Here is a 20922-nt window from a genome sequence, read left to right as displayed (position 1 = left end):
GACGCCGCGACCGCGCCGGGGAGCCGCCGTCGACGGAAGCGAGAGAACCTTGACTTTCCTCACCATCGGTCATCGCGGGGTCATGGGTGTCGAGCCGGAGAACACCTTGCGGTCGTTCGTCCGCGCGGAACGCACCGGCATGGACGCCATCGCACTGGACCTGCGCCTGAGCAAGGACGGTGTGCTCGTCGTCCTGCACGACGCCGAGGTCGACCGGACCACCGACGGCTCGGGCGCCGTCGCCGATCTGACCTTGGACGAGCTGCGCGGGCTGGACGCCGGGCAGGGCGAGCGCGTCCCGGTCTTCGAGGAGGTCCTGGACGCCGTACGGACCCGGCTGCAGGTGTCGGTGCAGGACCGGCCCGCGGCGGCGGCGCTGGCGGAGCTGGTGGTGGGCCGCGACCTGACCGCGCGGGTGGAGGTGGCCTCGTCCCACGACGCCGTGCTCGCCGAGGCGGCCCGGCTGGCCCCGGGCGTGCGGACCGTCCTCCGCTCCGACCTGCGCGGGGGCGCGGCCGCGGACATCGTGGACCGGGCGCTGGCCGCGGGGGTGCGGGCGCTCGCCCTGGACCTGCGGCGGCTCACCCTGGAGACGGTGGAGGCCGCGCACCGCGCGGGGCTGCCGGTGACGGGCTGGACGGCCAACACCCTGGAGCACCTGCGGCTCGCGCGGGCGCTCGAACTGGACGGGGTGGCCACCGACTTCCCCGAGATCCGCAGCACGGGCCGGTTCACGGCCTGACGGCCGGACCGGGCCCGGTCCGGCAACGGCCGGGGCGACACCGAGGGCGGACCGCTCCTACAGCGCCTTGACCAGGAGTTCGAAGGCCAGGTCGTCGCGGAGCGGGACGCCGAAGCGCTCGTCGCCGTAGGGGAAGGGGCTCAGCTCGCCGGTGCGGCGGTAGCCGCGGCGCTCGTAGTAGGCGATGAGCTCCTCCCGGACGTGCACCACCGTCATCCGCATCTCCCGGACGCCCCACGCCTCCCGGGCCCGGCGCTCCGCCTCGGCGAGGACCTCCTTGCCGAGGCCGGCGCCCTGCAGCCCGGGGCGGACGGCGAACATGCCGAAGTACGCGTGGTCGCCGCGGTGTTCGAGCTGGCAGCAGGCGACGAGCTCGCCCGCACGCTCGACGACGAGCAGGACGCTGTCGGGGGTCCGGATGACGGCGCGCACCCCCTCCGGGTCGGTGCGCTGCCCCTCCAGGAAGTCGGCCTCCGTGGTCCAGCCGGCCCGGCTGGCGTCCCCGCGGTACGCCGACTCGACGAGCTCCACGAGGGCCGGCACGTCCGCCTCGACGGCATTGCGGAATTCGAGTGCGGCGGGCTGGGCGACGGTCGACATCGGGGCTCCGTTCTGCTGTGTGCTCAGCGGCATATGACATGCCCGGTGCTGCACGGACAGCCTAACGCGCCGCCGCGTGCGGGCCCGTGGGCCGGGGCATCTGTTCACCGTGACGCCGTCGAACCGGGGGGTTCCCGCCGTGCACGGTCCCGCGATGTCCTCATGGTCCGCTCCCGCCGCCGTCCCCGGCTGGCTGCTCGTCGTGCTGTGCGCGGTGAGCGGCGCGTACTGCCTGGGGCGCGCGCGCAGAGCGGGCCGGCGGGCGCGCGGCGCGGCGGCGGGCGAGGCGCTGATGGGCCTCGGGACGGCGGTGATGGCCGCGCCGCCGGGCATCGGGCCGTGGGGGCCGCAGGTGCTGCTGGCGGTCTTCTGCGGGGCCGCGCTGCACGCGCTGTGGCTGCTGCGGGACGGGCTGCACCACGCGCACCACCTGGTCGGCTCGCTGGCGATGGCGTACATGGCGCTGACGATGGCCTCGGACCACGGGGCCGGGACGGAGGCGGGGGCGGGGGTGGGGGTGGGGGCCTGGGCGGGCCGGCCGCTCGTCACCGCGGCGCTCCTCGTCTACTTCGCGGGGTACGTCCTGCTGGGCGGGGCGCGGCTGGTGGCGGCTCCACAGGCCGGCGGAGCGGGTGGCGCCGCGGGCGGGGCCGCGGCAGCGGGCGCGGACGCGTTGGCGGCGGGGTCGGCGGAGCTGGCGCGGGCGTGCCGACTCGCCATGGGGATCGGGATGTTGGCGATGCTGCTCGGAATGTGACCGGTCGTCGGAAGGCTCCGGGAGGGTCGGTCGGCGTCCTGGGCGGCGCCGGGAAGCGTGTCCTGCGTCACCAATGGCCCGCGTCCGTACCGGCAGGTAGTCCGACGCTCATAGGCTGGCGGACATGATGGTCCCCGCCGTTCTCCTGTTGCTCGGCGCCGTGACCGCGGTGCTCGCCCCCCGGCTGCTGGCCAGGGCCGAATGGCCCGAGCGTGAGCCCGTCGTCGCATTGTGGGTGTGGCAGTGCGCGGTGGGTGCGGTCCTGCTGTGTTTCGCCCTGTCGATGCTGCTCAGTGCGGCCGCCGCCTGGCACGCCGTACGGGGCCGGCTCTTCGCGGCCGCCCCGCACGGGGTGGTCGACGCGTACGCCCTGGGCCCGGCGGGCGGCCCGTGGGCCGTCGGCACCGCGCTGCTGCTGGCGGGCGGCGGGCTGTGGACCGGGCTCCGGCTGGCCCGCGAGGTGCTGCGGGCCCGGGCCGGACGGCGGGCGCGGGGCGCCGAACTGCTGGTGCGGGCACCCCTGCTGCCCGGGGAGGATCCGGCCGGGGCGCGGCTCGTCGTCCTGGAGGGGCCGCGGCCCGAGGCGTGGTGGCTGCCGGGTGCGGCGCCGCAGCTGGTGGTGACCACGGCTGCGCTCGGGCGGCTGAAGGGCAGCCAGCTGGACGCCGTGCTGGCGCACGAGCAGGGGCACGCGGCGGCCCGCCACGACTGGCTGCTGCACTGCTCGCGGGCGCTGGCCGGGGGGTTCCCCCAGGTGCCGGTGTTCGCGGCGTTCGAGGCGGAGATCGTCCGGCTCGTCGAACTGGCCGCGGACGACGTGGCCTCGCGCCGCTACGGGCGGCTGACGATCGCCCTCGCGCTGGTCGGGCTCAACGAGGACCGGGGGGTCTTCGGCCCCTCCCCCGCACCGGAGCCGCACGTCCCGGAGCGGGTGCGGCGGCTGCTGACGGCGCCGCCCCGGATGTCGCCGGGCCGCCGGCTGCGGCTGACGGCGCTGGCCACGCTGGTGCCGGCGGTGCCGCTGCTGGTGGCGTTCGTACCCGGGCTGAGCGCGCTCGCCTGAACGCGGGCCGGGGCACGGTAAGGGCACGGCGACGGGGCGGCCCGGGGCGCGCCTGCGGTGCCCGGCGCCTGTCGTATACCGGGAGGGTGCAAGGATCTTCCGCATGCGGAGCGGTCGTGTGTGGCAGGTCGGAATCGGCTGCGCCGTGCTCGCGGCCCTGCTGACGTTGCTGGTCGCGGCCCGGTGGCAGCCGCTCCTGCGCCTGGACGCACTGGTCGCGCGGGACCTGCACGCGAGCGCCGTCACCAGCCCCGGCACCACGCAGCTCATGCGGGTGCTCAGCGACTGGGTGTGGGACCCCTGGACGATGCGTCTCCTGGCGGCGGCGGCCTGCGTATGGCTGTGGCGCGGGGGCGACCGGGAGCGCGCCGTGCGGGTCGCGGCGGTCGCGGTGGCCGCCGCGGTGGTGTCGCAGGGGATGAAGGCGGTCGTGGGCCGGGACCGGCCGCTGTGGCCGGACCCGGTGGACGCGGCGCACTTCGCGGCCTTCCCCTCCGGGCACGCCATGACGGCGGCCGCGGTGTGCGGGATGCTGCTGTGGCTGCTGCCCCCGTCCGCTCCGAAGGCGTGGGCGCGGGGGGCGTGGGTGCTGGCCGCCGTCTCGGTGCTCGGGGTCGGCTTCACCCGGGTCTACCTGGGTGTGCACTGGCCGTCCGACGTGCTGGCGGGCTGGCTGCTGGGCGTGGCCCTGGCGGCTGCGGCGATCCTCTGGCCGGGGCGGCGGAATCGGCCGAAAGCCGCCGCGCGCTGAGATGCGGGCGTGACTGCCCTGCGCGATCCCCCGCGTCGCGCAGAGCAGCGTTCCCGGCGCGCTGAGTATATTGGCTGGAAGCCAGTCAACGCAGGAGTAAGCATGTCCCCGCGCAGCGCATCGGTCAATGAAGAATTGCGGAGACGTTCCCGGGAGCGGCTGCTCCAGGCCACGGTCGAACTCGTGGCCGAGCGCGGGTACGAGGCCACGACCCTCGGCGACATCGCCGACCGCGCGGGCACGGCCCGCGGCCTGGTCTCCTACTACTTTCCCGGCAAGCGGCAGCTGCTGCAGTCGGCGGTGCACCGGCTGATGCACCTCACCCTGGAGGCCGCCCTGGAGCGGGAGCCGCGCACCGCCGACGGCCGCGAGCGGCTCGCCCGCGCCATCGACGCGGTGCTGGGGCTGGCGCGGGACGAGCCGCTGCTGATGCGGACGCACATGGCGGGCATCCTGCAGGCCGAGGGGTTCGTGCAGTGTCCGGACCAGCAGCGGCTCGCGGCGCTCCTGCGGGACACCGTGGTGCGGTACGGCTCGGCGGACGTGGACACCGACTACCCGCTGCTGCGGGCGCTGCTGATGGGTGCGGTGGTGGCGGTCCTGCTGCCGGGTGCGCCGATGCCGTCGGCGCGGCTGCGGGCCGAGCTGTTCCAGCGGTACGGGCTGGACTGGGAGCTGGGCGTCCCGCCGGAGGGCGGCCCGCCGGAGGGCGCAGTCCGCCTCGTGCAGGCGTGAGCCCGCCGCCCGGGCGGGCGCGTCCGCTTCCGCCCGGCTACTGCTGAGCCGGGGCCGGGGTGCCGGGCCGGCGGGTGGGGATCCGCGGGGTGAAGAAGAGGGCGAGGACGGTCGTGAGGCCGAGGACGGCGAGCGCGGCCCGCAGTCCGTCGAGCCGGGCGGCGGTGTTCGCGTCCATGGCGGCCCGGGCGACCTCGGGGCTGGTGCCGGCTTCGGCCAGGGCGCTCTCCAACTGGGCGTCGGACAGGAAGGGCGCACCGCTGTCGAGCTGGACGACCGCCTGGGCCGCGACCTGGTCCGGGACCGCCGGGTTCTCCTGGATGGCGGTGAGGAACGAGGTCGTGAGTGCGGCGATCATGATCGCTCCGGCGAGCGCCGTGCCGAGCGAGGAGCCGAGGTTGGTGACGGCGTTCTGCACCCCGCCGACCTCGGCGCTCTGCTCGTCCGGCACGGCGGAGACGGTGATCGCGCCGAGCTGGGACGCGAGCGCCCCCACTCCGAGCCCGATCAGCAGCAGCGGCACGGTCACCACCTCCGCGCCCGCGTCCTCGTCGAGCGCGAAGAGGAGCACCACCGCGCCGGCCAGCAGGGCCAGGAGTCCCAGGCTGACCACGCGCCGCGGCGAGACCCGCGGGAGCAGCCGGGGGATCAGGGCCGCCGCGGCGAGCAGGGACAGCGAGAGCGGCAGGAGCCGCACGCCGGTCGCGAGGGCGGACAGGCCGAGGGCGACGGACAGGTAGAGCGGTACGACGAAGAACACGCCCATCTGGATGAAGTACTGGAAGAAGAACATCGTCAGGCCCCCGGTGAGCTGCCGGTTCTCCAGCAGGTCGGGGTTGAGGAGCGGGTCCCGGCCGTGTTCGGCGACGCGGGCTTCCCAGTGGAGGAAGAGCCGGACGAGCAGCAGGCCGGCCAGCATGAGCCAGGCGGCGAGGGAGATGCCGAGCCAGGAGGGCGCGTCGGGCTTGGGGGCGAACCAGCCCCATGCGCTGGACCGCAGGACGCCGTAGACGAAGGCGCCGAGGCCGAGCGCGGACAGGAGGGCGCCGATGAGGTCGATCCGGGAGCGGGCCTCGGGCGGGGCGTCGGCGAAGCGGCGGGCGAAGACGAGGATGACGATCACGAGGACGACCTCGCCGGCGAAGACCCAGCGCCAGGAGAAGTACGTGGTCGCAAGTCCGCCGATGAGCGGTCCGACGGCGATCGCGATGGCGCCGGCGGCGGCGACGAGCCCGTAGGCGGCGGGGCGGCGCTCGGGGGCGAAGTTGCCCGCGACCAGTGCGACGATCGCGGGCAGGATCAGCGCGGCTCCGATGCCTTCGAGGAGCGACCAGCCCAGCAGGAGCACGGTGATGTTGGGTGCGAGCGACGTCGTCAGGGATCCGCAGCCGTAGATGGCGCAGCCGGTCATGAAGGCCCGCTTGCGGCCGATGAGCACGCCGATCTTGCCGCCGGGGATCATGCACATGGCCATGACCAGGGTGTAGGCGGTGATCGCCCCCTGGATCCCGGTCACGGTGGTGCCCACGTCCTCAGCCACCGACGCGATCGAGACGTTCATGACCGAGCTGTCCAGCGCCATCAGAAACTGCCCGGAGGCGAAGGTCAGCAGCAGGACTCCCGGCTTCGCCGCCCTTCCGGGGACCTCGGTGCTGGATGCCATGGGCGCATCCTGCCCGCAGGCCACCGGGGCGGGCCCTTCGACCCGCCCCGGTGTCCACCGGTTGGCGTCAGCGGTACTCGGGCTGCGTCTGGACGTTGAGCCGGTCCAGCCGTACCCATTTCGCGCTCTCGGTGCGCCAGTCGTCGATCCGGAGCACGTCGAGGCCCTTGGTGATGTCGTTCGAGTAGATGTGGCCGTTGTAGTAGTACGCGGACCAGGAGCCGCCGATCGACAGGGAGCCGGGGGCGAGCGGGCCGCGTTCGAAGTAGCCGATCTCCTTGGGCCGGGCCGAGTCGGTGAAGTCCCAGACGGAGACGCCGCCCTGGTACCAGGCCTGGACCATGATGTCGCGGCCGAGGGCCGGGACCAGGGAGCCGTTGTGGGCGACGCAGTTCTCGGTGTCGGACTGGTGGCGCGGGATCTTGAAGTAGCTGCGGAAGACGAGCTTGCGCTGGTCGCCGCTGCCGGTGATGTCGTAGATGCCGTCGGCTCCGCGCTGGGGGCCGGTGGCCTCGTTGCAGGTGGCGCCTCCGCCGCCGCCGAGCTCGTCGGTGAACACCACCTTGTCGGCCCTCTGGTTGAAGGTCGCCGAGTGCCAGAACGCGAAGTTCACGTTGTCCTGCACCCGGTCGATGACCCGCGGCCGCTCGGGGTCGGCGATGTCGAAGAGGATGCCGTCGCCCATGCAGGCGCCGGCGGCCAGCTTCTTCGAGGGCAGCACGGTGATGTCGTGGCAGCCCGTGGTCTTGGAGACGCCGGGGTTGGTGGGCGCGCCCGGGTTGCCGCCGTCCGGGAAGAGGACGGGGAAGGAGACGACGGCCGCCTGGGTCGGGGCCTTGCGCGGGACCTTGATCACGGAGATGCCGTCGTGCGGCGGCCGGCAGTCCGGGAAGGCCTCGTTCGGCGAGTACGAGGCGACGTAGACGTAGATGTCCGGGCCGCTCGGCACCAGGGAGTGGGTGTGCGAACCGCAGGCGGTCTCGACGGACTTGATGTACTTCGGGTGCTTCTTGTCCTTGATGTCGAAGATCTTGATGCCCTCCCAGGAGGACTTCTCCGTGGCGGGCTGCGACACGCTGGTGCAGGAGTCGTCACTGCGGGAGGAGTCGGTGGAGAGGAAGAGCAGGTCGCCGTGGACCGAGATGTCGTTCTGGCCGCCGGGGCAGAGCACCGTGCTGACGGTCTTCGGCGCCTTGGGGTCGGCGATGTCGTAGACCGTGAAGCCGTTGTAGTTGCCGGCGTAGGCGTACCGGCCCTGGAAGGCCAGGTCGGAGTTGACGGCGTCCGGGAACGAACTGGGGATGTTGGTCAGCGGCTTGATGTTGCCGCTGTGGACGACCTGGTCCTGGCCCGGGATCTCGCCGGGGGCCGGTTCGCGTCCGGCGGCGGGGGACGAGCTGCGCGGGAAGTCGCCCCCGGGGAGTAACTCGCCGGGGTCGGGGGTGGCGGACGCGGGCCCGGCGGACAGGAATGTCGCGAGCAGTCCGGCCGCGACGGCGAGCACCCCCGGTGCCCGCCGGCCGGCGCGCCATCTGCGGGGCAGCCCGCTGGTGTGTTGCGAGGTCACTGTGGCCTCCCATGAGGTCCGGTCGATTCCGCTCCGGGTGGGAACGGAATGAGGACCCACGCAGTATGTTCCTTACCATGGACATGGCAAAGGGGTTACCCGGTCGAATCATCCGGGCGGTCGCCGCCGCAGGAGTCCTCCTCGCCCTCGCCGGCTGCCGGGGCGGCCCCGACGGCGACGACCGGGCCGACGGCCCCCCGGTCATCGCCCCCGGCCGGCCGGGCGAGAAGGCCCGCACCCTCTCCCCCGGCGAAGCAGCCCGGAGCCGGCCCGACGACAGCCCCAACACGGCCGACCGCTCCTACGTCCAGCGCATGGTCGAACACCACCGGCAGGCCCTCGACATGACCGCCCTCGCCCCGGCCCGCGCCTCCGCCGACGGGGTCAGACGGCTCGCCGAACGCATCGCGGCCGCCCAGCAGCCCGAGATCGCCGTCATGCAGGCCTGGCTGGCCCGGCACCCGGCGCCCGCCGCGAGCACGACCGCGGGCGGCCACGGCGGCGGCAGCGGCAGCGACGACGGCAATGGCGGCGGCCACGGGAGCGGCGGCGGCCACGGGAACGGCCACGGAGCCATGCCCGGCATGGCGACCGAGCAGCAGATGAAGGACCTGGCCGGCGCCCGGGGCGCCGACTTCGACCGGCTCTTCCTCACCCTGATGACCGCCCACCACGAAGGCGCCCTCAAGATGGCCGGCGAGGCCCTGGCCAGCGGCAACAACGCGGCCGTGGAGGAAATGGCCAACGAGGTCGTGGCCACCCAGAGCGCCGAGATCCACCGAATGCGCGCCATGGGCTGACGCCCGCCCCGCCCGGTGCCATGCTGGAGTCCCCGCGGGAGGAGTTCCGCCGTGCTTCGTGTCGCCGTTGTCGGTTCGGGCCCCAGCGGGGTCTACGCCGCCCAGACCCTGATCCAGCAGTGCGAGGTGCCGGGCGTGCGCGTCGACGTCCTGGACCGGCTGCCGGCCCCGTACGGCCTCGTGCGGTACGGGGTGGCCCCCGACCACGAGAAGATCAAATCGCTGCAAGGGAACCTGCGCACCGTCCTGGAGGACGAGCGGATCCGCTTCCTCGGCAACGTCGAGGTCGGCGGGGAGCGGCTGCCCACCGGGCGGATGCTGGAGCTGTACCACGCGGTGGTGTACTGCGTGGGCGCCGCACGCGACCGGCTCCTCGGCATCCCCGGCGAGGAGCTGGCCGGGGTGCGCTCCGCGACGGCGTTCGTGGCCTGGTACAGCGGGCACCCGGACGCGGCGGGCGAGGGCTTCGACCTGTCCGGGGTCCGCTCGGCGGTGGTCGTCGGGGCGGGCAACGTGGCCGTGGACGTGACGCGGATGCTGGCCCGCGGCGAACCGGAGCTCGCGCCCACCGACATGCCGCAGCCCGCGCTCGGCGTCCTCGCGGACAGCGGGGTGCGCTCGGTGTCGATGGTGGCCCGGCGCGGCCCCTCGCAGGGCAAGTTCACCACCAAGGAGCTGCGGGAGCTGGGCACGCTGCCCGGCGTGGCCGTCCGGGTGGACCCGGCCGAGCTGGCGATCGACCCCGCGTACGCGGGCGGCCCGGCGGCAGCCGCCGCACTGCCCGCGGTGGCCCGGCGCAACCTGGAGGTGCTGCGGGGCTGGGCGGAGCAGGCCCCCGGTCCCGTCGGCGACGCGGAACGGCGGATCGCGCTCCGGTTCCACCTGCGCCCGGTCGAGGTGCTCGGCGGCCCCGGCGGCCGCGTCACCGCGGTGCGCTTCGAGCGGACCGCCCCGGACGGCCGCGGCGGGGTGACCGGAACCGGCACGTACGAGGACGTGGAGGCGCAGCTGGTGCTGCGCTCGGTGGGCTACCAGGGCGTTCCGCTGCCCGGCCTGCCCTTCGACCCGGCCACCGCCACCGTCCCCCACGCGGCGGGCCGGGTGGTGCGCGCCGGCCGGGCCTCGGTCGGCGAGTACGTGGCCGGCTGGATCAAGCGCGGCCCCACCGGGGTGATCGGCACCAACCGGCCCTGTGCGAAGGAGACGGCCTCCTCCCTGCTCCAGGACGCGGGGGCGCTGGCCCGGCGGGACCTCCCCGACGACCCGCTGGAGGCACTCCGCGCGGCAGGGCTGCGTCCGGTGGAGTGGCCGGGGTGGCTGGCGATCGAGGCGGCCGAGGCCCGGCTGGGGCACTCGCTGGGCCGGCACTCGGTGAAGATCCCGGACTGGGCCGGCCTGCTGGGCGCGGCCGGCGCCGCCGCGAGCACCACCGCCTGACCCGACCACCCTGCGCCCGCCACCCGCACAACCGCCCTCCCGCAGCGGGTGCGCGAGGGCCCACCCGGTGACCCGCGTGCGGAGGGCGGTGTGCCGGAGCGGGCGTTCCCGCGTCGCGAAGCCGGCTGCGGTGCGGGCAGTACCCCGAAGGGGCGCGGGGAATTGCGCGACCAGCCACAACGGGCCCGCAGGCAATGCGCCGGCCCCAGCCCCTCCCGCGCTTGGGGGCGCGGCAGGGTGCCCGAACCCGTGGCGGGCTGCCGGGGCCGGGACCGGCCGGGCCCGGGGAGGTCGGCTACGAGACCTCCCGGACCAGCGCGTCGAGCTCCTCCCGCAGGGCCTCCGCGAGGGCGGCCAGGTCCGGTACGGCGGCCGCGTCGGCGACCAGCCCGTAGTGGACCGTGTCCTTGTAGGTGGACACGGCGACGGCGAGGGCGTGTCCGCGGGCCAGCGGGGCCAGCGGGTAGACCTCCCGGACCCGGCTGCCGCCGAGGGTGAAGGTGAAGCCGGGCAGCGGGACGCTGGTGACCAGGATGTCGAACAGCAGCCGGGCCGCCTGGGCGACCAGCGGACCGCCCAGGCGGTGGCCGAGCGGGTGCACGTGGTCGGCGAGCAGGGCGACGGCCCCGGCGCCCCGCGCGGGCCCGGCCTCCTTGTTGCGGTCCATCCCGGTCCGCACCCGCTCCAGTCGGCGCAGCGGGTCCGGCTCCTCGATCGGGAGCCGCAGCAGGTAGCCGGAGAGCCGGTTGCCGTACCGTGCGCCGGCGCCGGGCCTGCGGCGGGATACCGGTATCAGGGCGCGCGGGCCGGGCCCCTCGGGCACGGTGTCGCCGCGGCCGGCGAGCCAGCGCCGCAGGCCCCCCGCGACCAGGGTGATCAGCACGTCGTTGACGGTGCCGCCGGCGACCTTGCGGATGCGGTTGACGTCGTCCAGGGCGAGGGCGAGGCCGGCGACGGCGCGGGTGCCGGTCCCGCCGGCGCCCGCGGTCAGGGCGGCCGGGACGGGGAGGGGCAGGCCGGAGCGGGCCATCGCCGCGCCGATCTCCAGGGCCTGCCCGACGCCCTGGATGCGGGTGGCGAGGAGGCCGGGGAGTTCGCGCAGGGCGGGGACGTGGGCCGCGGGTTCGGGCTGCGGTCGCGCGGGCCCGCGTACGGTCGGGCCCTCGTCGAAGAGGGTGGCCGCGAGGGCGAGGGCGGCCAGCCCGTCGGCGAGGGCGTGGTGGAACTTGAACAGGACGGCGAAGGAGCGCGGGTCGGGGCCGGCCAGGACGTGGGCCTCCCAGGGCGGCCGGCTCCGGTCGAGCGGCCGGGCCATCAGCGGGCCGGCCGCGGCCCGCGGGTCCGGGGTGCGGACGAGGAACACGTGCCGGGCCGGGTCGAAGTCCGCGTCGGGTGCCCAGGCGGCCGACCCGACCGGCAGCAGGACGTCGTGGATCCGGCGGCGCAGGCGGGGCACGCGCGTGCAGCGGGTGGCGAGAAGTGCGGCGGCTCGGGCCGCCGCGTCGGATTCGGGGTCCTCCCCGGGGCCGGGGCCGGAGTCCGCGCCCCGGCCGGAGCCGGAGCGGGGGCGGGAGGCGGGCCCGGGGTCCTGGGCGGCGGCCTCGAAGACCGCGAGGGCGCCGAGATGCATGGGGTGGTCGGCGGACTCGATCCGCCAGAAGGCGAGGTCGAGCGGGGATAGGTGCTCTGTGACCACGTAGTGCCTCTCGCGAGCAGTGGCTGAGGCTGGAAGTCAACCCCTTTCGCCCTCCTACGATCAAGTAGCCACACTTTCACGCACCGGCCGGTCGATGCCGATCAGCCGGACAGGGCCGCGGTGCGGCTGCCGGGCCGTTGGCGGCGGGCGGGTGCAGACTGGCCGGAAGACGCTCGCACGACGACCGGGACGGCGGTCGGCGGGGTCGGAGAAGTCGGAGGTGTCGGCGATGGCAGAGGTGCTGCTCCTCGCGGGGACGCGCAAGGGGCTCTTCATCGGCCGCAGGGAGGCCGGTGCCGACGGTCCGTGGCGGTTCGACGGGCCGCATTTCAACGCGCAGGCGGTGTACGCGGCCGCGATCGACCGGCGCGGGCCGGCGCCCCGGCTGCTCGTCGCCGGGGACAGCTCGCACTGGGGGCCGTCCGTGTTCACCTCCGACGACCTGGGGGCGAGCTGGCAGGAGCCGGCCGCGCCCGCCGTCCGGTTCCCGCAGGACACCGGGGCCTCGCTGGAGCGGGTCTGGCAGCTGCACCCGGCCGGGCCCGAGGCGCCGGACGTGGTGTACGCGGGCACCGAGCCCGCCGCCCTGTTCCGCTCGACGGACCGCGGCAGGTCCTTCGAGCTGGTCCGCGCGCTGTGGGAGCACCCGACCCGCACGAGCTGGGTGCCGGGCGGCGGCGGCGAGGGGCTGCACACCGTCCTGACCGACCCGGCGGACCCGGACGCGGTGACGGTGGCGGTGTCCACCGCGGGCGTGTTCCGCACCCTGGACGGCGGCGCCAGCTGGGCCCCGTCCAACCGGGGCGTCTCGGCGGTGTTCCTACCGGACCGGCATCCGGAATTCGGCCAGTGCGTCCACAAGGTCGTCCAGGACGCCGGCGACCGGAGCCGGCTGTACCTGCAGAACCACTGGGGCGTGTACCGCAGCGACGACGCGGGCGGGCAGTGGACCGACATCGGCGGCGGCCTGCCCTCCGACTTCGGCTTCGCCGTCGCCGCGCACCCGCACCGCCCCGGGACCGCGTACGTCTTCCCGCTCAACGCCGACTCCGACCGGGTCCCCGCCGAGCACCGCTGCCGCGTCTTCCGCACCCGGGACGCGGGCGCCACCTGGGAGCCGCTCACCCGCGGGCTCCCCGACGGGGACCACTACGGCACGGTGCTGCGCGACGCCCTGTGCACGGACGACGCCGACCCGGCCGGCATCTACTTCGGCAACCGCAACGGCGAGCTGTACGCCAGCGACGACGACGGGGAGAGCTGGAACCTCCTCGCCGAACACCTGCCGGACGTACTGTGCGTACGGGCGGCGGTGCTGGACGGCCGCGTCAGCACGAGCAGTTGAGACGGGACGCGGCGGGGTGCCGCCGGGACGGCGGTGCCGGGTCGACGATTCGGCCAGTAGAGTGACTCGCTGTGGCAGCACGACCGTTGAACGAAATCGTCGAGCCGGGCTGGGCCCGTGCTCTGGAGCCGGTGGCGGCGCAGATCGCCGCGATGGGCGACTTCCTGCGCGCAGAGATCGCAGCCGGCAGAACCTACGTCCCGTCCGGGGCGAACGTCCTGCGGGCGTTCCAGCAGCCCTTCGACGAGGTGAAGGTGCTCATCGTCGGGCAGGACCCGTACCCGACCCCGGGGCACGCGATGGGCCTGTCCTTCTCGGTGGCGCCCGACGTGCGCCCGCTGCCGCCGAGCCTGGAGAACATCTTCCGCGAGCTGGACGCCGACCTCGGCGTGCCTCGCCCCGCCAACGGCGACCTCACCCCGTGGGCCCGCCAGGGCGTGCTGCTGCTGAACCGCTCGCTCACCACGGCCCCGCGCAAGACCAACGGCCACCAGGGCAAGGGCTGGGAGGCCGTCACCGAGCAGGCGATCCGGGCGCTGGCGGCGCGCGGCAAGCCGCTGGTGTCGATCCTGTGGGGCCGTCCCGCCCGCAACGTGCGGCCGCTGCTGGGCGACTTGCCGGCCGTGGAGTCGGTCCACCCCTCTCCCATGTCCGCCGACAACGGGTTCTTCGGGTCGAGGCCGTTCAGCAAGGCCAACGACCTCCTGGCCCGGCAGGGGGCGCAGCCGGTGGACTGGCGGCTTCCCTCCGCCGGCTGATGTGCGCCGGTTGACGTGTGCCGACTGATGTGCGCCGATTGGTGTTCGGTTGAACCGTATACGACATTCATCGGATAAATACGGACAGATGCCGCCCTCGTGGACCCTGACCGAACACCTGGTTCCGATAAGCCAGTAGCATGCGGCGCCATGAGCTCCCCCACTGGGCCCGCAAATGGCCTGCCCGTACGAATGCCGCGACCCCGCCAGACCGGACGCCACCGCCGGCCCGAGCCCGCGGTGGCCCCCGAGGGAGCGCCGACGCTGGTGCTCGCCGTGCCCGGCGCCCCTTCGGCCGCTTCGCGGGGTCTCGCGGAAGAGATCATCAGCATCGGCCGCTCCGAGCTGCCCGGCCTGGAGGCCCGTATCGGCTTCCTGGAGGGTGAGGCCGACGGCGCCGCCGAGTTCCCGTCGCTGTCGACCGTCCTGACCGCGGTCGCGGGCGAGCGCGTCGCGCGCGCCGAGTTCGCCCGCGCCGCCGGGCACGAGGTGCCCGAGCCGACCGGCCCGGACGCCGTCGTGGTGCCGCTGCTGGCCGGCCCCGACGCCGACCTGCTGCGCCGGATCCGCCAGGCCGTGATGGACTCCTCGGCCGCCGTGGAGCTGGCCGAGGTGCTCGGCCCGCACCCGCTGCTCGCCGAGGGCCTGCACGTGCGCCTGTCGGAGGCCGGCCTGGCCCGCGCCGACCGCGCCCGCCTGTTCACCGTGACCACCGCCGCCGACGGCATCATCGTGGCCACCACCGGCGGCGAGGAGGCCGTGCAGGTCGCCGGGGTCACCGGCATGCTGCTGGCCGCCCGCCTCGCGGTGCCGGTCAAGGCCGCCGCGCTGGACCAGGAGGGCTCGGTGGCCGCGGTCGCCGAGCAGCTGCGCAGCGAGGGCTCGACGCAGCTCGCGCTGGCGCCGTACCTGATCGGCCCGGAGGCCGCCGACGGGCTGCTGGACACGGCGGCCAAGGAGGCCGACTGCGCGGTCGCCGAGGTGCTGGGCGCGTACGGCGCGCTGGGCAAGCTCGTCGTGACCCAGTACTCCGCGGCCCTCGGGATCAGCCAGGGTGCGGCCGCCGCCCACTGATCCGGCTCCTTTCCTTCCGTACCAGGGCCCGCTCCCCGCACTCCGGGGCGCGGGCCCTCGCGTATTTCCGGCCTTCGCGGGCGCACCGCCGTACCGCCGTACCGCCGTACCGCCGTAACGGTCAGGTGAAGACCACGCAGGCGGCCGCCGGGACGGCCACCGAGCCGACCCGGCGCGGCAGGGCGGTCCGCCGGTCCACGTCGAACCAGGTGACGTCCCCGGAGTGCTCGTTGGCCGCGTACAGCCGGCGCCCCGAGGGGTCGGCCGCGAGATCGCGCGGCCAGCTGCCGCCGCAGGGCACGCTGCCGGCGGGCCGGGGCTTCCCGGCCCCGCCGGCGAGCGAGAAGGCGGCGATGGTGTCGGCGCCGCGGACGGCGGCCCAGACCGCAGACCCGTCGGACGCGGCCACCACGGCCGAGGGGTAGGCCCGTACGCCCTCCGGAAGGCCCTCCGGGGCGAACGGAACCTCGGCGACCGGCTCCAGCCGCCCGGCGCGCGGATCCCAGCGGCAGACGGTCAGCTGCGGCTCCAGCTCGTGCAGCACGTAGACCGTCCGGCCGTCCGGGTGGAAGGCGAGGTGGCGCGGCCCCGAGCCGGGCCGCAGGACGGTCTCGGCGTGCAGCCGGAGCCCCCCGGCGGTCTCGTCCGGTCCGCAGACGCGCACGGAGTCGGTGCCGAGGTCGACGCTCAGCACCCAGCGGCCGCCGGGGTCGGGCAGTACCTGGTGGGCGTGCGGCCGCTCCTGGCGGCTCGTGTCGGGGCCGCTGCCCCGGTGGGCGAGGACCCGGGCGGGTCCGGAGAGGCTGCCGTCGGCGGCGACGGGGAGGCTGCTGACGCTGCCGGAGGTGTAGTTGGCGGTCAGCAGCCTGCGCCCGGCGACGCTGAGGTGGGTGGGCCCGGAGCCGTCCACCGGGACGGCGGGGCCGAGGGCGGTGAGGCCCTCGGGGGTGGTCCGGAAGGCGCCGACCGTCCCCCGCTCGGTCTCGCTCACGGCGTACAGCACACCGGTGCCGTGGTCGAAGGCCAGGTAGGAGGGGTCGGCGAGCTCGTCGGTCGCGGACAGGAGGGTCAGCGCCCCCGTGTGCGGGTCGACGGCCGCGGTGGTGATGCCGCGGCCGCCTCCCGAGGTGAACGAGCCGATGCGGACCCGGAGCCCGCGACCGCCGGACCACCCCGCGCCGGGCCTGCCCTGTACACCGACGCCGACGCCGGCGCCGGCGCCGGGCCTGTCGTGCACGCCCCGCACGCCCTGCACACCCTGCACACCCTGCACGCCCTGCACGCCCTGCACGCCCTGCACGCCCTGCACGCCGTCCGTATCGTCCGTGCCGCTCACGGGTGCCCCTCTCCGCCGTTCCGGATCCGTCCGGTGCGACGGTAACAGTAGGTCTAGACCAAGTCCCGGCCCTGTGCGCGTTCCACGGCGCCGACGTGGTGCACGTACGTCGTCGTGCTGGGCCGGTCCTCGTACGTGCGGTGGAAGACCGGGGTCGCGGCGCCCGAGATCGGCGGCACGATCCAGGACCAGTCCGCCCCCACCTCGCGTCCCTTGCGCTCCTCCCGCTCCATGTGGGCGAGGAACCGCCGGGACTCGCTGTGGTGGTCGGCGATGGTGACCCCCGCCCGGTCGTAGGAGTGCAGCACGGCCCGGTTGAGCTCGACGAGGGCGCGGTCCTTCCACAGGGAGCGGTCGCTGGAGGTGTCGAGCCCCAGGCGGCGGCCGACCGCGGGGAGGAGGTTGTAGCGGTCGGTGTCGGCGAGGTTGCGGGCGCCGATCTCGGTGCCCATGTACCAGCCGTTGAACGGCGCGGCCGGGTAGTGGATCCCGCCGATCTCCAGGCACATGTTGGAAATGGCCGGAACGGCGTGCCACCGCAGCCCCCACTCCGCCCAGCCGGGGTCGTCCGGGTGCTCGATCGGCACCTCCGTCACGGCGTCGGCGGGGGTATCGAACCAGCGGGGCTTGTCGTCGACCCCCTGGACGACCAGCGGCAGCAGGTCGAAGGGGGTCCCGGCGCCGCCGCTCCAGCCGAGGGCGCGGAGGGCGCCCGTGAGCGGGGCGTTGCGGGCGTCGCCGACGGTGATCGACGGGTGGTCGCCGTAGCCGGCGTACCGGATCAGCTGCTCGCTCCAGATCACCGGACCGGGGCGGTCCGGGGCGTCCGGGGCGAAGACGGTGATGGTGGGTCTGACCCGGCCGCCGTTGGTGGCCTCGCGCAGGTGCTGGAAGCATTCGGCGGCGATCGCGTCGGCGTCGGTCAGGTCGCGGTGGTCGCGGACCCGCAGCGAGTTCCAGTACAGCCGGCCTATGCAGCGGTTGCTGTTGCGCCAGGCGACCCGGGCCCCGTGGGCCAGTTCCCGGGCGGTGTGCCGGTAGGTTCCGGTGTCCGCGAGTTCGGCCCGCACCTCGGCGAGCCGTCGGCGCGGGTCCCCCGCCTGCGGATTCTCCCGATGGAAGAGCAGGACGAACTCCTCTGCCGCTTGCCACACCTGGTCGGCGGTCGAGCGTTCCCGAAGTATTTCCATCCCGGGCCGTTACCCCCTGTCCGGACAGATCCACCCTGTACGTGCCGCATGAATGTGCGGTGAACAATCACCCGTTGTACATGCCGCAGGTCAACCCGGTGACGGCATCAGTGGCCGAAACACACCACCGGGTGGTCCTGCGGCGAACGGCCTGCGGGGCGGACCTGACGGGGCGTACGATCCGGCGGTCAGGCCGACATGACGAGCGGGGCCCGCGGATCCGTGCGCAGCGGGGCGTGGAGGGCCACCAGGGCGTGCTCCAGGCCGTGCAGGTGTACGAGGGCCGGCTCCGCGGGGGCGGGCCGCGGGACGGCGGGCCGGTCGGGCCCGGCCGTGCCGTCGGAGGCCGTCAGTGCCTCCACCACGGCCTCCACCCGCCAGCAGGCGGCGGCCAGCCGGGCGTCGTGCGAGGCCTGCGGGTCGGCGGCGACGGACACCAGGCCGCGGACCTCGCGGGCGCAGTCGTCGAGCAGCGCGAGGACCTGCCGGGCGCGGGCCTTGCGGGCGCGCAGCGGGCTGAGCGGGTGGACGAGCGGGGCGAGGGCCGCGCGGGCACGGCCCAGGAGCAGTTCCAGTTCGGCGGCGTGCGGGGCGGGGTCGGCCCCGGGGTCGCCGGCGAGCCGGTCGAAGGCGGCCGAGGTGGCGGCGCGGACGCAGTACAGGGCCCGCTGGATCCAGGCGTCGTTGGCGGCGTGCGTGGTCACCGGGAGGACCAGGGCCACGGCGAGCGCGGCGCCCAGCGCGCCGACCGCGGTCTCCTGGAAGCGCAGAAGCAGCAGCCCGGGGTGTAGGACCCCGAGGAGCCCGTACAGCAGGCCCGCCATGACGGTGACGAAGAACATCATCCAGGAGTACGAGGGGGCGGCCGTGTAGAAGATGCCGAAGACGCACACGGCGACGAGCGCGGCGGTCGGCGCGGGGGCGCCGTGCAGCGGTACGGCGATCAGCAGTCCGGCGGCGATGCCGAGGACGGTGCCCAGGACCCGGCGGAAGCCGCGGACGAGGGTCTCGCCGCGGGAGGCGGTGTTGACGAAGATCCACCAGGCGGTGCCGACGGCCCAGTACCAGCGGTCCTCGGAGAGCGCCTGGCCGACGGCGAGGGCGAAGGCGCAGGCGGCGGTGGTCTGGAAGGCCTGCCGGGTGGCCGGCCGGGCCAGGCCGGCGCCCGGCAGGGCGGGCGGTGCGGGCGCGGGCGGCGTGCGCCGCTCGATGGGCCACAGCACGAAGCGCACCGCGGCGGAGGCGAGCAGGGCCAGGCCGACGGCGGCGTACAGCTCGGGCAGCTGCGCCGGCAGGGCGTGCAGGAACTGCGTGACGAAGAACATCATGAAGCCGAAGATCCCGAGGGCGTGCCCGCGCGGCCCGAAGCGGCGGGCGTAGACCCCGGCGAACACGACGGCGAGGAAGGCCGCGTCGCGGGCGTACGGCATGCCGTGCAGGGTGGTGGCCAGCGCCAGGACGGGGAACCCGGCGACGGGCAGCAGCACGGTCGTCACGCGCTGGGCGCGCACGCTGCCGTCGAGCACGGTGAAGAGCGCCAGCAGGGCCGCCAGGCCGCCGGTGATGGACGCGGTGAGGGACAGGCCGCACGATTCGGCCACCGCCACGGCGAGGCCGACGCCGAGCACGGCCCGCAGCGAGTTCCGCAGTCTCCCAAGCCCCGGATCCGGAGCCACGAACATCCTCTTCACGGCGGTGTGCCGCCCCCCTCAAGGTGGTGCGCGCCGGCCCGGCGACCGGCCCGGGGGTGGTGGGCGGTGCGCGGGCACGGCGAAGGCACCGCGCCCCGGCCGGCCTCGTTGCCGCCCGGCGCTGCGCGGCGCCGAAAGTACATGGATACGACACAGATAAGCACCTCCCGGCCCGTCGGCTCAAACGGGCACCGGAGCACTGGGCCATTGGCCCAGTCGGAGCGGGATTTCGTCAGCCATTTGGGGGCCATTGCACCAGCCGACGGGCCGGCCTGCCCGGCTGGCCGACTGCCCGGCTGCCGGCCGACTGGCCGAATACCGCCGGGTCGGCGTCGGAGGGAGCACCGCCGTGCCCGACGCCGCCCGCGCCCCTGGACGCGTACGTGCACGGCAGCGCCGGTGATCCCGCCCGGTTCATCGGCCGGCTCGGCTTCTGGACCCGGGACACCGCCCTACTACGCCTTCGGCCTGCTCTTCGGGAAGGGGGCTCTTCCCGGGCCCGCCGCGGCGCCGCCGCCCGGGGCCGGCGTCCGGCACCGGGTCGGCGCCGGGACGCGGTTCATCGAGTCCCGGTTCGCGGCCGCGGTTCCCGGGGACTGCTGCGTCGACCTGCGGGCCGCCGACCCGTCGCCCCAGGCCGCGCAGTGGCTGCGGCAGTCGCACGCCCAGCGCGGTTTCGGCGCCGGTGTGCCCCGCTGGACCCACCGCTTCCACGCGGCCCCGCTCGTTCCGGCCCGGGAATACGACGGAATCGCGTTCGTCGCCCGCTCGACGTGTTCCCGCCCGCTGCCCCGGTGACCCGGGTGCCGCCGCGAGCGGGCCACCGCCGTGGCCCGGGTGCTGTCGCGGCCCGGGCCGAGGGCCTGACCGCAGGGCACACCGGAGCAGCCGGCCGGTCGGGGCCTGGGCGTCCATCGGGGTCGCGGCCGCCCGGCGCAGGTCCGCCCGGGGCATCCCGTCGCCGTCGACGACGGGCAGTCCCGCCTGCTGGTCGGGTTCGACGGTGATCGTGCCGAACAGCGGGTCAGGGGCGGGTGTTCCAGCCGGAGATCACCGGGAGCCCGTGCTCGGTGGACAGCATGCTGACGGTGCCCGTGCGCAGCAGGAAGAGCCGGCCGTCCTCGGGCGGCAGCCGCAGGTAGCGGGCGGTCAGGACGCGCAGGAAGTGGCCGTGCGCGACGAGGACGGCGTCGCCGCGGTCCGCGGCGAGGACGGGGGCCACGCGGGCCAGGACGCGGTCCGCCCGGGCGCCGACCTGGGCCGCGTTCTCGCCGGGGTGCCCGGGGTTGCCGGGCGGGACCCCGTCGCGCCAGAGGGACCAGTCCGGCCGGGTCTGCCGGATCTCCTCGGTGGTGACGCCCTCGTAGCCGCCGTAGTCCCATTCGCACAGGTCGGGGTCGGTGTCGTCGGCGGTCAGCCCGGCGAGGCGGGCGGTGGCGACGGCCCGGCGCAGCGGGCTGGTCAGCACCAGCGCCGGCTGCCGGTCGAGGAAGTACGGGGCCAGGGAGACGGCCTGGTCGGCGCCGTCGGCGGTCAGCGGGACGTCGGTGCTCCCGGTGTGCCGGCCCGTGGCACTCCACTCGGTCTCGCCGTGCCTCACCAGCAGCAGGTCACTCACTCTCCGGACGATAGCCGCTCGGGCCGCGGCCGGCCGGTCCGGCGCGCAGCCGTCGCCAATCGATGCGGAAACGCTGCGACTGGCCGGGGTCGGCGGTGG

At 75.2% G+C, this 20922-nt stretch carries 19 protein-coding genes; 11 read left to right on the top strand and 8 right to left on the bottom strand.

All coding sequences use genetic code 11. From position 1 onward, the window contains the following. Nucleotides 1–49: 49 nt before the first annotated feature. Nucleotides 50–742: a glycerophosphodiester phosphodiesterase gene (locus ACIQUT_RS09360; RefSeq protein ID WP_403561097.1), complete on the top strand. Its 693-nt coding sequence runs from the start codon at nucleotides 50–52 to the stop codon at nucleotides 740–742. Between the two features lie 57 nt (nucleotides 743–799). Here ACIQUT_RS09360 and ACIQUT_RS09355 read toward each other — a convergent pair whose 3' ends face one another. Then, nucleotides 800–1342 carry a GNAT family N-acetyltransferase gene (locus ACIQUT_RS09355; RefSeq protein WP_403561096.1) on the bottom strand — a complete coding sequence of 181 codons (543 nt, stop codon included), beginning with the start codon at nucleotides 1340–1342 and terminating at the stop codon, nucleotides 800–802. Nucleotides 1343–1496: 154 nt separating this feature from the next. Between ACIQUT_RS09355 and ACIQUT_RS09350 the strand changes: the two genes are divergently transcribed. The 4 genes from ACIQUT_RS09350 to ACIQUT_RS09335 all read left to right on the top strand — a co-directional run bounded on the left by ACIQUT_RS09350 (nucleotide 1497) and on the right by ACIQUT_RS09335 (nucleotide 4648). Next, nucleotides 1497–2099: a DUF5134 domain-containing protein gene (locus ACIQUT_RS09350; RefSeq protein WP_403561094.1), complete on the top strand. Its 603-nt coding sequence runs from the start codon at nucleotides 1497–1499 to the stop codon at nucleotides 2097–2099. 124 nt (nucleotides 2100–2223) lie between these two features. Then, on the top strand, nucleotides 2224–3162 hold the full coding sequence (locus ACIQUT_RS09345; protein WP_403561092.1) for a M56 family metallopeptidase: 939 nt from the start codon (nucleotides 2224–2226) through the stop codon (nucleotides 3160–3162). A gap of 103 nt (nucleotides 3163–3265) precedes the next feature. After that, nucleotides 3266–3913, top strand: a complete 648-nt coding sequence (locus tag ACIQUT_RS09340) for a phosphatase PAP2 family protein (protein ID WP_403561090.1) — start codon at nucleotides 3266–3268, stop codon at nucleotides 3911–3913. 102 nt (nucleotides 3914–4015) lie between these two features. Further along, a complete protein-coding gene (locus ACIQUT_RS09335) occupies nucleotides 4016–4648 on the top strand; it encodes a TetR/AcrR family transcriptional regulator (RefSeq protein ID WP_403561088.1) in 633 nt (210 codons plus the stop codon). Nucleotides 4649–4685: 37 nt separating this feature from the next. On the opposite strand, the gene ACIQUT_RS09330 is transcribed toward ACIQUT_RS09335, so the two are convergent. After that, nucleotides 4686–6311, bottom strand: coding sequence for an MFS transporter (locus ACIQUT_RS09330; protein WP_403561086.1), 1626 nt, complete (start codon nucleotides 6309–6311; stop codon nucleotides 4686–4688). Between the two features lie 67 nt (nucleotides 6312–6378). Next, on the bottom strand, nucleotides 6379–7878 hold the full coding sequence (locus ACIQUT_RS09325) for an LVIVD repeat-containing protein (protein ID WP_403561084.1): 1500 nt from the start codon (nucleotides 7876–7878) through the stop codon (nucleotides 6379–6381). A gap of 77 nt (nucleotides 7879–7955) precedes the next feature. On the opposite strand from ACIQUT_RS09325, the gene ACIQUT_RS09320 reads away from it, so the two are divergent. Continuing rightward, on the top strand, nucleotides 7956–8678 hold the full coding sequence (locus ACIQUT_RS09320) for a DUF305 domain-containing protein (RefSeq protein ID WP_403561082.1): 723 nt from the start codon (nucleotides 7956–7958) through the stop codon (nucleotides 8676–8678). A 51-nt stretch (nucleotides 8679–8729) separates the two neighbouring features. Continuing rightward, nucleotides 8730–10115, top strand: coding sequence for an FAD-dependent oxidoreductase (locus ACIQUT_RS09315; RefSeq protein ID WP_403561080.1), 1386 nt, complete (start codon nucleotides 8730–8732; stop codon nucleotides 10113–10115). A gap of 295 nt (nucleotides 10116–10410) precedes the next feature. On the opposite strand, the gene ACIQUT_RS09310 is transcribed toward ACIQUT_RS09315, so the two are convergent. Next, a complete protein-coding gene (locus ACIQUT_RS09310; protein WP_403561078.1) occupies nucleotides 10411–11811 on the bottom strand; it encodes a wax ester/triacylglycerol synthase family O-acyltransferase in 1401 nt (466 codons plus the stop codon). A gap of 229 nt (nucleotides 11812–12040) precedes the next feature. Here ACIQUT_RS09310 and ACIQUT_RS09305 point away from each other — a divergent pair, with 229 nt between their 5' ends. From ACIQUT_RS09305 to ACIQUT_RS09295, 3 genes are all read left to right on the top strand, one after another. Then, nucleotides 12041–13156: a WD40/YVTN/BNR-like repeat-containing protein gene (locus ACIQUT_RS09305; RefSeq protein WP_403561076.1), complete on the top strand. Its 1116-nt coding sequence runs from the start codon at nucleotides 12041–12043 to the stop codon at nucleotides 13154–13156. A 71-nt stretch (nucleotides 13157–13227) separates the two neighbouring features. Then, nucleotides 13228–13914: a uracil-DNA glycosylase gene (locus ACIQUT_RS09300; RefSeq protein WP_403561074.1), complete on the top strand. Its 687-nt coding sequence runs from the start codon at nucleotides 13228–13230 to the stop codon at nucleotides 13912–13914. 150 nt (nucleotides 13915–14064) lie between these two features. Next, nucleotides 14065–14988 (top strand): sirohydrochlorin chelatase, encoded by a 924-nt coding sequence (locus ACIQUT_RS09295; RefSeq protein WP_403561072.1) that lies wholly within the window; start codon nucleotides 14065–14067, stop codon nucleotides 14986–14988. Nucleotides 14989–15109: 121 nt separating this feature from the next. Here ACIQUT_RS09295 and ACIQUT_RS09290 read toward each other — a convergent pair whose 3' ends face one another. The 3 genes from ACIQUT_RS09290 to ACIQUT_RS09280 all read right to left on the bottom strand — a co-directional run bounded on the left by ACIQUT_RS09290 (nucleotide 15110) and on the right by ACIQUT_RS09280 (nucleotide 19196). Next, nucleotides 15110–16129: a lactonase family protein gene (locus ACIQUT_RS09290; RefSeq protein WP_403561663.1), complete on the bottom strand. Its 1020-nt coding sequence runs from the start codon at nucleotides 16127–16129 to the stop codon at nucleotides 15110–15112. A gap of 248 nt (nucleotides 16130–16377) precedes the next feature. Further along, the gene (locus ACIQUT_RS09285; RefSeq protein ID WP_403561071.1) at nucleotides 16378–17514 is read right to left on the bottom strand and encodes a nitric oxide synthase oxygenase; all 1137 of its coding nucleotides are present in this window, start codon (nucleotides 17512–17514) and stop codon (nucleotides 16378–16380) included. Between the two features lie 188 nt (nucleotides 17515–17702). Beyond that, nucleotides 17703–19196, bottom strand: coding sequence for an FUSC family protein (locus ACIQUT_RS09280; RefSeq protein ID WP_403561661.1), 1494 nt, complete (start codon nucleotides 19194–19196; stop codon nucleotides 17703–17705). A gap of 408 nt (nucleotides 19197–19604) precedes the next feature. Here ACIQUT_RS09280 and ACIQUT_RS09275 point away from each other — a divergent pair, with 408 nt between their 5' ends. Continuing rightward, nucleotides 19605–20003, top strand: coding sequence for an erythromycin esterase family protein (locus ACIQUT_RS09275; protein ID WP_403561069.1), 399 nt, complete (start codon nucleotides 19605–19607; stop codon nucleotides 20001–20003). Between the two features lie 226 nt (nucleotides 20004–20229). Here ACIQUT_RS09275 and ACIQUT_RS09270 read toward each other — a convergent pair whose 3' ends face one another. Next, complete coding sequence (locus ACIQUT_RS09270; RefSeq protein ID WP_403561067.1) at nucleotides 20230–20823, bottom strand: histidine phosphatase family protein; 594 nt, start codon at nucleotides 20821–20823, stop codon at nucleotides 20230–20232. Nucleotides 20824–20922: the final 99 nt, after the last annotated feature.

It is taken from the genome of Streptomyces sp. NPDC090445 (genome assembly GCF_044769385.1).
Taxonomy (GTDB): domain Bacteria; phylum Actinomycetota; class Actinomycetes; order Streptomycetales; family Streptomycetaceae; genus Streptomyces.
This window is presented reverse-complemented; position numbering and strand designations above follow the sequence as displayed.